The organism is uncultured Sneathiella sp. (genome assembly GCF_963976355.1).
Lineage (GTDB): Bacteria > Pseudomonadota > Alphaproteobacteria > Sneathiellales > Sneathiellaceae > Sneathiella.
The window spans coordinates 587,911-599,031 of record NZ_CAXBKA010000003.1 but is presented as its reverse complement, the minus strand read 5'-3'; the positions used below and the strand labels follow the sequence as shown (position 1 = coordinate 599,031).

At 56.4% G+C, this 11,121-nt stretch carries 10 protein-coding genes and 1 tRNA gene; 9 read left to right on the top strand and 2 right to left on the bottom strand.

The genetic code is table 11. From position 1 onward, the window contains the following. Positions 1 to 94: 94 nt before the first annotated feature. The 4 genes from AAC599_RS10050 (at position 95) to mgtE (ending at position 4,442) form a co-directional block, all read left to right on the top strand. Positions 95 to 349, top strand: a complete 255-nt coding sequence (locus tag AAC599_RS10050) for a FliM/FliN family flagellar motor switch protein (protein WP_340150267.1) — start codon at positions 95 to 97, stop codon at positions 347 to 349. 66 nt (positions 350 to 415) lie between these two features. Further along, positions 416 to 502, top strand: a tRNA-Leu gene (locus AAC599_RS10045). A 203-nt stretch (positions 503 to 705) separates the two neighbouring features. Then, positions 706 to 3,033: an NADP-dependent malic enzyme gene (locus AAC599_RS10040; protein WP_340150266.1), complete on the top strand. Its 2,328-nt coding sequence runs from the start codon at positions 706 to 708 to the stop codon at positions 3,031 to 3,033. Positions 3,034 to 3,035: 2 nt separating this feature from the next. Beyond that, complete coding sequence (gene mgtE / locus AAC599_RS10035) at positions 3,036 to 4,442, top strand: magnesium transporter (protein ID WP_340150265.1); 1,407 nt, start codon at positions 3,036 to 3,038, stop codon at positions 4,440 to 4,442. 4 nt (positions 4,443 to 4,446) lie between these two features. Here the strand turns inward: mgtE and AAC599_RS10030 are convergent, their stop codons facing one another. Further along, positions 4,447 to 5,346 (bottom strand): LysR family transcriptional regulator, encoded by a 900-nt coding sequence (locus AAC599_RS10030; protein ID WP_340150264.1) that lies wholly within the window; start codon positions 5,344 to 5,346, stop codon positions 4,447 to 4,449. Between the two features lie 131 nt (positions 5,347 to 5,477). Between AAC599_RS10030 and AAC599_RS10025 the strand changes: the two genes are divergently transcribed. The 5 genes from AAC599_RS10025 (at position 5,478) to AAC599_RS10005 (ending at position 10,220) form a co-directional block, all read left to right on the top strand. Next, a complete protein-coding gene (locus AAC599_RS10025; RefSeq protein ID WP_340150263.1) occupies positions 5,478 to 5,951 on the top strand; it encodes a PaaI family thioesterase in 474 nt (157 codons plus the stop codon). A gap of 90 nt (positions 5,952 to 6,041) precedes the next feature. After that, entirely contained in the window at positions 6,042 to 7,214 is a 1,173-nt protein-coding gene (locus AAC599_RS10020; RefSeq protein ID WP_340150262.1) for an isovaleryl-CoA dehydrogenase, read from the top strand. 36 nt (positions 7,215 to 7,250) lie between these two features. After that, positions 7,251 to 8,438, top strand: a complete 1,188-nt coding sequence (locus tag AAC599_RS10015; RefSeq protein WP_340150261.1) for an acetyl-CoA C-acyltransferase — start codon at positions 7,251 to 7,253, stop codon at positions 8,436 to 8,438. 27 nt (positions 8,439 to 8,465) lie between these two features. Then, the gene (locus tag AAC599_RS10010; RefSeq protein WP_340150260.1) at positions 8,466 to 9,602 is read left to right on the top strand and encodes an acyl-CoA dehydrogenase family protein; all 1,137 of its coding nucleotides are present in this window, start codon (positions 8,466 to 8,468) and stop codon (positions 9,600 to 9,602) included. 12 nt (positions 9,603 to 9,614) lie between these two features. Further along, complete coding sequence (locus AAC599_RS10005) at positions 9,615 to 10,220, top strand: 2-hydroxychromene-2-carboxylate isomerase (protein ID WP_340150259.1); 606 nt, start codon at positions 9,615 to 9,617, stop codon at positions 10,218 to 10,220. Positions 10,221 to 10,291: 71 nt separating this feature from the next. On the opposite strand, the gene AAC599_RS10000 is transcribed toward AAC599_RS10005, so the two are convergent. Further along, a complete protein-coding gene (locus AAC599_RS10000; RefSeq protein ID WP_340150258.1) occupies positions 10,292 to 11,074 on the bottom strand; it encodes an SDR family NAD(P)-dependent oxidoreductase in 783 nt (260 codons plus the stop codon). Between the last annotated feature and the right edge of the window lie 47 nt (positions 11,075 to 11,121).

Sequence of the window (11,121 nt, the reverse complement as noted above, 5' to 3'; positions counted from 1 at the left end):
AACAGCAATATTCTGCTGCAGGACGCTTTTGTTAAGTCACTGTTAACCCTGATCGCCGATACTGGCCTTCCTGAAAGCCATAGGGATGACGGGCATGAGTGAGGAAGACAAGGCAATTGAAGGCGTGGACGTGGAAATCTCGGTTGTACTGGGAAAAGCCATCATGCCAATCCATCAACTTTTGAAGATGGGCCGCGGCGCAGTGATCGAGCTGGACGCCGGGGCCGATGACGATGCCATTGTCCTCGCGAACAACAAGGCAATAGCCTATGGCGGTATCATTATTGTCGATGACAATATCGGCATTTCCATCACGGACAATGTGAAAAGCAATCTGCCGGAATTTTAATTCGCTCTTTTCGCAATTCAGTTGTTGCGCCCATTGCAAACATTTGTTATTCCCCTGCTCCATTGTGCGGTCGTGGCGGAATTGGTAGACGCGCAGCGTTGAGGTCGCTGTCCGGTAACACGGGTGGAAGTTCGAGTCTTCTCGACCGCACCACATATTTCTTGCCCCCGGTGGGGCGAACAAAAAAATCCACAACAAATTCATGAAACTTTCCGCAACTGCGCTATGATGGCGTGGTAGAATGGCGTTTGCGTATTTTCTTAATGCGCTGATACGCTTGCCGAAATTTTGATGGCATCTGATGTTGCCATAAGTTAAATGCAGGCATCCGGCTTTAATGGGAAAGGTTTTGGGGAATGGCGAAGGATATTTCAGAAAAGGCGATGGATTATCACCGGTTGCCGAAACCTGGAAAGCTGACGATTACCCCGACAAAGCCCATGGATACCCAGACGGACTTGGCGCTCGCCTATTCGCCGGGCGTCGCGCATCCTTGCCTCGCCATATCGGAAGACCCGACACAGGCGGCTTCGCTGACAGCCCGTGGCAACCTCGTCGGCGTGGTGACGAATGGCACGGCGGTTCTCGGTCTCGGGGCGATCGGGCCGCTCGCCTCCAAGCCGGTGATGGAAGGGAAGGCGGTTCTTTTCAAGAAATTTGCCGGGATCGATGTTTTCGATATCGAGCTCGCAGAGTTGAATCCGGAAAAGCTGGTCGATATCATCGCTGCGATGGAGCCGACATTCGGCGGAATCAATCTTGAGGATATCAAGGCGCCGGAATGCTTCGTCGTTGAGAGGCTCTGCCGGGAGCGGATGAATATTCCGGTATTTCATGATGATCAGCATGGCACGGCCATCTGTGTGGCCGCTGCGGTCTACAACGCCCTTCGCATTGTTGAAAAAGACATAGCAGACGTGAAGCTGACGGCCTGCGGCGCCGGGGCGGCGGCACTTGCCTGTCTCAATCTTCTGGTTAGTCTGGGCCTGCCGAGGAAGAATATCACTGTCTGCGATATTCACGGTGTGGTCTATGAAGGGCGGACCATCGAGATGGACCCTTATAAATCCGCCTTTGCCATCGATACGAACAAACGCACTCTTGCCGACGCGATGGTGGGCGCGGATATTTTTCTCGGCTGTTCCGGGCCGGGGGCGCTGAAACCGGAGATGGTTGAAGCCATGGCGGAGCAGCCGATTATCCTCGCGCTTGCCAACCCGACACCGGAGATCTTGCCGGAAGAGGCAAAAGCCGTACGTCCCGATGCGATTATCGCGACCGGACGGTCCGATTATCCCAATCAGGTGAACAACGTCCTGTGCTTTCCCTATCTTTTCCGCGGTGCGCTGGATGTCGGGGCGACGGAAATCAATGAGGAAATGAAAATCGCGGCGGTAAAAGCCATTGCCGATCTCGCCATGGCGGAACAATCGGACATCGTCGCCAAGGCCTATGGGGGAACGCAGTCGAGTTTCGGACCGGATTATCTCATCCCGACCCCCTTTGATCCCCGACTGTATCTGGAAGTCTCCTTCGCGGTTGCCAAGGCGGCAATGGAAAGCGGTGTCGCCAGCCGGCCGCTGGAAGATCTGAACCAGTATTATCAGAACCTCTCGCATTTCGTCTATCGGTCGGGTTTCGTGATGAAGCCGCTGTTCGACCGGGCCCGGCAGGAGGTCATGCGTGTCGCCTATGCGGAGGGCGAGGAAGAGCGTGTCCTGCAGGCAGTGCAAACGGTTGTCGATGAAGGGCTTGCCGAACCGATCCTGATCGGACGGAATAAGGTCATTGAATACCGGATCAAGAAGCTTGGCCTCCGGATTCGCCCCGGCATAGATGTCGAGATTGTCGATCCCGAGGACGATCCGCGCTATCGGGAATACTGGCAGGCCTATCACAAGCTGAGGGAACGGCATGGCGTTGACGTGGAAACCGCCAAGGCCCGCATCCGGACCAATACCACGATTATTGGCGCCATGATGGTGCATCTGGGACATTCCGATGCGATGATCTGCGGCACCTTCGGAAAATATGACCAGCATTACCGGCGCGTCTCCGATATTATTCCGTTCCGTGAGGGGGTCCGCGATGCGTCGGCACTTCACCTGCTGATCATGCAGGAGCGCACCCTCTTTTTCACCGATACCCAGATCAGCCATGAGCATTCGCCGGAAGAGCTGGCAGAGCTGGCAATTCTGGCGGCGGATGAGGTGCGGCGGTTCGGGATTGAACCCAAGGCGGCATTGTTGTCTTATTCCAATTTTGGATCAACGGATATGCCGTCGGCGCGGCGCGCCCGCAAGGCCCTGTCGATTATCGAAAAACTCGCGCCGGAGCTTGAAATCGAAGGTGAGATGAAGGCGGATACCGCGCTGATCCCGGCAATCCGTGAGGCGATCTTCCCCAATTCACGTCTGCGGGGGTCTGCCAATCTTCTGATTATGCCGAACCTCGATTCTGCGAATATCAGCTATAACATCGCCAAGAGCATCGGCAACGGAATTGCGGTGGGCCCGATCCTTATCGGGATGTCGAAGTCGGTGCATGTCACCGCCGCCTCGATCACGGTGCGCGGGCTCGTCAATATGACGGCGATCGCGGCGGTGGACGCGCAGGATCATAAGGCCGGCAAGATGATGCCCGGACCTATCGCCCGGAAAGAACGCCTGTTGGATGAAGGCTGATTATGACGGATGTGCAAGATAAACTGCAGGATGAGGATGCTTCAGCCGAAGAGGAGGGCGCCGCGCATTCCTATGGCCTGAATGACGAGATCGTTCAGGAAATACAGGACGCGATCGAGCGGGAAGACGCCGCATTCATTCATGACACGCTGGAAGACTGGTATTCGGCCGACACTGCCGACCTGATCGAGCAGCTCAAGCCCAAGCTGAGGCTGCAATTCCTTCAGATTATGAAAGGGCGCCTCGATCCGGATGTTTACTCGGACCTTGACGAAAATGTCCGTGATCATCTGGTCGAAGATATGGATGCTGCCGAGATCGCGGCATTCGTCAACGAGCTGGAAATTGACGACGCCGTTGACGTCCTTGAAGATCTGGAGGAAGACGAACAACGGGAGGTTCTGAGGGAAATCCCGGCGGATGACAGGGCCGCGTTGCAGGAAGGCTTGTCGTATAGCGAAGACAGCGCCGGCCGCCTGATGCAGCGCAACCTCATTGCGGTGCCGGAATATTGGAATATCGGGCAAACGATCGACTACCTGCGTGACACGGACGACCTGCCGGACGAATTCTATGAAATATTCGTCGTTGATCCGCGTCATCATCCCATTGGCACGATCCCCCTGAACCATGCCATGCGGAGCAAGCGTCACGTCGCTGTCCGCGATATCATGGACGAGGAACAGAAACTGATCCCCGTCGATATGGATCAGGAAGATGTGGCCTATCTTTTCCAGCAATACCGCCTGACATCCGCGGCTGTCGTGAATGCGGACGGTGCGCTTATCGGTGTGATTACCGTCGACGACATCGTCGACGTTATTAGTGAAGAGGCAGAGGAAGACATCCTGCGCCTCGGTGGCGTGACGGAGGATGACCTGTTTGGCAGCATCTGGTCAACATCCCGCTCGCGCTTTCTCTGGTTGTTTGTCAATCTGCTCACAGCCATTGCGGCCTCTGTTGCCATCAGTTTTTTCGATGCCACGATGGAGGCGATCATTGCGCTTGCCATATTGATGCCGATCGTCGCCAGTATGGGCGGCAATGCGGGGACGCAGACCATGACAGTCGCGGTGCGCGCGCTCGCCACGAAGGAGCTGACGGCGGCAAACATGTTTCGGATCCTGAGCAAGGAAACGGTTGTTGCGCTGCTTAACGGCGTGGTTTTTGCGGTGCTGATTGGCGGGATTGCCTGGCTTTGGTTCGACGACCGGCAGATTGGAGTAATTATCGCAGTGGCGATGGTCTTCAATATTCTGGTCGCGGGGGTTGCCGGAATGCTGGTGCCGGTAACGCTGGATCGCATGAATATCGATCCGGCCATCGCATCGAGCGTCTTCGTGACGACGGTAACGGATATCGTCGGATTTGTCGCCTTTCTCGGATTGGCGACCTTCGTGCTGCTTTAGGCGCCTAGCGGGCCCAGTCTAGGTTTTTTGCGCCGGAGCGATACGGACGCCAGTCATGACTGCTGGCGAACATGCGAAACGACTGGATCAGTTCATTTTCCTGTTCCTTGTGCCATATGAGGCCGATTGTCCGGCCGATATCCAAACCTTCCACGGGGACCTGCGCGACGTTGGCTGCGCCCAGGAAATCCGGTATCATACATAGTCCGAGACCCGCGCCAACAAAGGCGAGGGCCTTATCATCCTGATCCGTTCTGAAAACGATATGCGGGTTTGTGCCAGCATTGGCGAAGGTGCGTGTGACGTCCGTCTCGGCCTCACAATGGCTGCGATGAACAAAATCCAACCGGTCGAGCTGCTTGAGCGGAACCGAATTGCGGTTGGTGAAGGAATGGTCCTTGGGTACCGCCAGGATATATTTCCAGCTGAAGAGCCGGTCAAACTGCAGCGGACTCTCCGCTTCCGGCATAACGGATATGGCGAGATCAACCCGACGGTCGCCAAGCCAGCTTTGCAGCTGCGTGGCGCTACCGTCCTTGATGGAGATCTGGATATCGGGATGCGCCTTGCCAAAATCGCTGATCAGGGCCGCGAGCCGCTCCGTTGACAGGCTCCGCAACAGTCCCAACTGAAGGCGCTGGACAGGGCTTTGTCGGCTCAGTTCCTGTTTCGCCGCGTTGCATTCATAAATGATTGTGCGGGCATGGGGTAGCAGTCTCCGGCCGGCCTCAGTTAGGGAGATCTTTCGCGTATCGCGGTTAAAGAGGGATGCGCCCAGTTCGGTTTCCAGCTTCTTGATGCCGGTGGACAGGGTAGGTTGACTGACGAAGGCGCGCTCCGCGGCGCGGGAAAAGTTGCTGGTTTCAACAACGGCAAGAAAATAACGGAGTTGGTAAATATCCATACTATTCACATTATCAATAGTTATGATCAAAATAAACGATTTTATCTATGATAATTTTTTGCTTATATTCTGCGCCAATCAAACACCGGTAACGGGTCTGTTTCTCGGGAAGGCAGATGGGAGTGGCAAGCGTGTTCCAACCAAAGAACCCGGATTTTGACAGTGTCGTCCGTGACAGTTTCTCGCGGCAACCCTTCATGGCGGAAATGGGGGCGCTGATCGAGACGCTGGAGCCTGGTATTTGTGAACTGGGGCTTGCCATGCGTCCAGGACTGACGCAGCAGCACGGGTTTTTTCATGGCGGGCTGGTTGCGGCGATTGCCGACTCGGCCGCCGGATATGCTTCCTATTCATTGTATCCCGCCGACAGCACCGTCCTGACCGTCGATTATTCTGTGAATTTCCTGAAACCGGCGAAAGGAAGCAGGTTGCGGGCCCGGGCGGAAGTTTTGAAAACGGGCAAGACTCTGTTCGTCTGCCGGGCGGATGCCTATGCGGAGGAGGAGGGTCGGTCAAGTCATTGCCTGACAGGCATGTTTACAATGATGTGCCTGATGGGAAAGTCCGACCAGTTAAATCTTGGCCGGAACGCGCTATCGACATGACATGCTGCCCGCGCCATATTGTCACCAGGCAACTTACGGGTATCCGGAACTCCGGATGTCGATCCCGTTGAACCAATAAGGATATAAAAAATGACAGCAATTCATTTTCCCAACCTTAACTTCGGACTTGGTGAGACCGCCGATATGCTTCGCGAAACGGTCGTAAGCTTCGTGGCAAATGAATTGGCGCCCCGGGCTGCTGAGATTGACGCGACGAACGAGTTCCCCATGGATATGTGGCGCAAGATGGGAGACCTTGGCTTGCTTGGCATGACCGTTGATGAAGCCTATGGCGGATCGGGACTTGGCTATCTTGAGCATTGTGTCGCGGTGGAAGAGATCAGCCGCGGCTCGGCCTCTGTCGGCCTTTCTTACGGCGCGCATTCCAACCTCTGCGTTAACCAGATTCACCGGAATGGAAATGAGACCCAGAAACAGAAATACCTGCCGAAGCTGGTAAGCGGGGAGCATGTGGGGGCGCTGGCCATGAGCGAGCCGGGCGCAGGATCCGACGTTGTCTCCATGCGGCTCCGTGCTGATAAAAAGGGTGATCGTTATATTTTGAACGGCAACAAGTTCTGGATTACCAATGGCCCGGATGCGGATGTGCTGGTGGTCTATGCAAAAACGGTTCCCGATGCCGGTCCGCGGGGCATTACGGCCTTTATTATCGAGAAGGGCTTCAAGGGGTTTTCGACGGCACAGAAGCTGGACAAGCTGGGAATGCGGGGGTCCAACACCTGCGAGTTGGTGTTCGAGGATTGCGAGGTGCCGGAGGAGAATATTCTCGGGCCGTTGAATGAAGGGGTTCGGGTCCTGATGAGTGGTCTGGATTTTGAGCGCGTTGTCCTGTCCGCAGGCCCGCTCGGCATTATGCAGGCCTGCATGGACGCAGTCATTCCTTACATTCATGACCGGGAGCAATTCGGACAACCTATAGGCACATTCCAGCTCATGCAGGGCAAGGTGGCCGATATGTACTCCACCATGAACGCCTGTCGGGCCTATGTCTATACCGTTGCCAAGGCCTGTGACCGCGGTGAGACGACCCGGAAAGACGCCGCCGGGGTTATTCTTTATGCAGCGGAAAAGGCCACCTGGATGGCGTTGGAGGCGATCCAGGCGCTGGGCGGGAACGGCTATATCAATGAATATCCGACGGGCCGGCTCTTGCGGGATGCAAAGTTGTACGAAATCGGCGCGGGCACCAGCGAGGTGCGCCGCATGTTGATCGGGCGCGAATTGTTTAACGAAACATCTTAGAAAAATATAATAACCTATTGAAAATGGAGAATAATAATGAGTGAAGATCCGATTGTCATTGTTGGTATGGCAAGAACGCCTATGGGCGGTTTCCAGGGTGAACTTGCGGATGTTAAAGCCCCGGAACTTGGCGCAACGGCGATCAAGGCAGCAATGGACCGCGCTGGTGTTACCGGCACGGACATTGACGAGGTGATTATGGGCTGTGTGCTTCCGGCTGGCCTCGGGCAGGCACCGGCGCGTCAGGCGTCCTTCGGCGCCGGAATTCCCGACAGCGTTGGCTGCACGACCGTGAACAAGATGTGCGGCTCCGGCATGCGGGCGGCTATGTACGGGTTTGATGCCCTCATGGCAGGCAGTAACAATATCGTCGTCGCCGGCGGTTTCGAGAGCATGACCAACGCGCCCTATATCCTCCCGAAAATGCGGACGGGCCTTCGTCTCGGCCATGGCGATGTGAAGGACCATATGTTCCTTGACGGGCTGGAAGATGCCTATGAGGAAGGCCGCCTGATGGGCAGCTTCGCGGAGGAAACCGCGGGCCTCTACCAGTTTACCCGGGAAGCACAGGATTCATATGCGATTGAATCTCTGCGGCGGGCGAAACAGGCGACGGACGATGGAACTTTTGCATCCGAAATTGCACCGATCACTGTCAAAACCCGCAAAGGCGAAGTGACTATCGACAAGGACGAGCAGCCGCTGAAAGGCAATCCGGATAAAATCCCGACCCTGAAACCGGCCTTCGCGAAGGACGGCACGGTCACTCCGGCGAACAGCTCCTCCATCTCCGACGGCGGTGCAGCACTCGTTCTGATGCGGGAGAGTGAAGCAAAGAAGCGCGGCCTGAAGCCGATTGCGAAATTCCTCGCCCATTCCACCCATGCCCGCAAGCCATCCGAGTTTACCATGGCGCCGATTGATGCGATCCAGAAGGTGATGGACAAGGTTGGCTGGACGAAAGACGATGTTGATCTTTTCGAGATTAACGAGGCTTTTGCCGTCGTTACCATGGCGGCGATGAAGGACCTTGGCCTTGATCATGAGAAGGTCAATGTCCATGGCGGGGCCTGCGCCCTTGGTCATCCGGTTGGGGCATCCGGCGCCCGGATCGTTGTGACTCTTCTCTCTGCCCTGCAGAAATATGGCAAGACACGCGGTGTCGCCTCTCTCTGCATTGGCGGCGGCGAAGCAACGGCGATGGCGCTGGAACTCGTCAACTAACGGAAACCAAGGTCAGCGGAGAGAAAAATGATCCTGAGCGAAGAACAGAAAATGGTCCTCGACATGGCCATCGATTTTTCCGCTGGCCGGCTTGCCCCGGGCGCCGTGGAGTGGGAAAAGGCTCGTGCCATTCCCATGGAGGTGCTGCATGAGATGGGCGCGCTTGGCCTGATGGGCATGACGGTGCCCGAGGAATATGGCGGGGCAGGAACCGACTTCGTCTCCTACGCGCTTGCGCTGATGGCCATTGCCCGCGGTGATGGCGCTGTCTCGACCGTGATGAGTGTCAATAACTCGCCCTGCTGCGCGGCGCTCCTGAAGGACGGAACTGAAGAGCAGAAACAGAAATATCTCGTCCCGCTTGCGAAGGGAGAGATGATCGGCGCCTTCTGCCTGACCGAGCCTCACGCGGGCTCCGACGCCTCGGCCCTGAAGGCCCGGGCCGTCAGAGACGGGGATCATTTCGTCATCAACGGAACCAAGCAGTTTATCACATCGGGCCGCATCGGTGGTGTGGCGCTCGTCTTTGCCGTGACGGATCCCGCGGCGGGCAAGAGGGGCATTAGCTGCTTTATCGCACCGACGGATACACCGGGCTATCGCGTGGCGTCGGTTGAGGAGAAACTGGGGCAGAAAGCCTCCGATACCTGCCAGATTGCTTTTGAAGATATGCGTATTCCGGCGGAGAATATGCTGGGCGAGGAAGGGGCGGGCTATCGGATCGCGCTTGCCAACCTTGAATCGGGTCGCATCGGTATTGCGGCGCAAAGCGTCGGCATGGCCGAAGCGGCGCTTATGCACGCCACGACCTATGCAAAAGAGCGGGAAAGCTTCGGCGCGGCTATCATCAATCATCAGGCCGTCGGCTTTCGTCTTGCCGATATGGCTACCAAAGTCGAGGTCGCGCGGCAGATGGTTCTCCATGCGGCAAGCCTGAAAGATGCGGGGCTTCCCTGCCTGACGGAAGCCAGCATGGCCAAGCTGTTTGCCTCGGAAATGGCGGAGGAGGTCTGCTCTGCCGCGATCCAGACGCTCGGCGGCAATGGCTATGTTGCCGATTATCCGGTCGAGAAAATCTACCGCGATGTCCGGGTCTGCCAGATTTATGAAGGGACATCCGATATTCAGAAGCTGGTGATTGCCCGCAATCTGGCAACGGGATAAGGGATCAGAAAAATGTCGGAATCCATTGATTTCTATTTTGATTTTTCATCCCCCTATGCCTATCTCGGCAGCCATCTGATTGAGCCGGTGGCGCAAAAGCACGGGCGGGAAGTGAACTGGCATCCCTTCATGCTCGGGGTCGCCATGAAGGGAGAGAAGACATTTCCCCTGACGCAATATCCGCTGAAAGGGGACTATTCGCGGATGGATTTCGACCGTACGGCGCGCTACCACAACATCCCTTTCATTATGCCGGATGAGTTTCCAAAGGTAACACTGGCAGCGTCGCGGGGATTTCTGTGGCTGACAGATCGCGACCGGGAACAGGCAGTCGATTTTGCCAAGTCGGTCTACGCGGCATATTTTGTGGAAGGAAAGGATATCTCCGATCCCGATATCGTGGCGGCTATCGCCGCGGACGCCGGGGCGGACCGGACCGCTTTTCTTGCCGCTGTTCAGGATCCGGAAATTAAAGACGCATTCAAGAAATCGGTCGAAGAAATTGTCTTTGAGAGAAAAGTCTTCGGGGCTCCCTTCTTTATCGTCGATGGCCAGTCTTTCTGGGGCGCCGATCGGGTGGGTCAGCTCGATGAATGGCTCACCACCGGGGGCTGGTAATGCATTTGGGCGCGCAGAATATCAGAGGAGGCACCGGCCCCGCCCTGGCGGAGCCGGCAGCAATGATTGGCCTAGAACAGGAAGTACCCGCCGTCGATCAGGAAGGTATCGCCCGTGTGGTAACTGCTGGCACCCGACATGATATACACCGCAGTGCCGCCGAAATCCTCCGGCTTGCCCCAGCGTCCGGCCGGGATGCGGGGTTTAACATTGTCGGAAAATTTCTGCCAGTTCATGGCGTTTTCGGTCATGGCCGTTTCGATCCAGCCCGGCAGGATGGCATTGGCCGTGATGTCATACCGCGCGAACTCAACGGCGAGAGCGCGGATCATCGAGATGACGCCGCCCTTGGTCGCCGCGTAATGTTCGTTACGCGCGGCGCCCGAAATGGCGGCAAGGCTGGCCGTCCCGACAAGCCGTCCACCGGGATCGCCATTCTTCGCCCGCTCCACCATATGCTTTGTCGCGGCCTGGAATGTATAAAAAACACCGTCCAGGTTAACGCTGAGCACGCGCTGCCATTCCGCGTCATCAATATCGAGGAAAGATTTCTTGCCCGAACTCACGCCCGCATTGGCAAAGCAGCCGTCAACACGGCCATATTGCGAGAGAGTCTCGGCAAAGCAGTCTTTCACCTCCGCTTCATCGGTGACATTGCAATTCAGGGACGAAACCTGCGTGCCATGGGCCTTGAGCTGCTCGACAGCGGCGGCGTTCTTCGTATCGTTCGTGCCCCAGATACACACATCGCCACCGGCTTGTGCAATCGCATCCGCCATGCCAAGACCGATCCCGCCGTTTCCACCTGTGATGAGGGCGACCTTTCCAGTCAGGTCAAAAGCTTTATAGGCCATTTATGGCTCCCTTATTGTTTCTTGTTGAGAGGCAAATCCGTACCACA

What these genes read in the sequence shown, in the direction of transcription:
- AAC599_RS10040 (WP_340150266.1), top strand. Translation starts at nt 706, where the DNA reads ATGGCGAAGGATATTTCAGAAAAGGCGATGGATTATCACCGGTTGCCG.
- AAC599_RS10005 (WP_340150259.1), top strand. Translation starts at nt 9,615, where the DNA reads ATGTCGGAATCCATTGATTTCTATTTTGATTTTTCATCCCCCTATGCC.
- AAC599_RS10030 (WP_340150264.1), bottom strand. Translation starts at nt 5,346, where the DNA reads ATGGATATTTACCAACTCCGTTATTTTCTTGCCGTTGTTGAAACCAGC.
- AAC599_RS10000 (WP_340150258.1), bottom strand. Translation starts at nt 11,074, where the DNA reads ATGGCCTATAAAGCTTTTGACCTGACTGGAAAGGTCGCCCTCATCACA.
- AAC599_RS10010 (WP_340150260.1), top strand. Translation starts at nt 8,466, where the DNA reads ATGATCCTGAGCGAAGAACAGAAAATGGTCCTCGACATGGCCATCGAT.
- AAC599_RS10015 (WP_340150261.1), top strand. Translation starts at nt 7,251, where the DNA reads ATGAGTGAAGATCCGATTGTCATTGTTGGTATGGCAAGAACGCCTATG.
- mgtE (WP_340150265.1), top strand. Translation starts at nt 3,036, where the DNA reads ATGACGGATGTGCAAGATAAACTGCAGGATGAGGATGCTTCAGCCGAA.
- AAC599_RS10020 (WP_340150262.1), top strand. Translation starts at nt 6,042, where the DNA reads ATGACAGCAATTCATTTTCCCAACCTTAACTTCGGACTTGGTGAGACC.
- AAC599_RS10050 (WP_340150267.1), top strand. Translation starts at nt 95, where the DNA reads ATGAGTGAGGAAGACAAGGCAATTGAAGGCGTGGACGTGGAAATCTCG.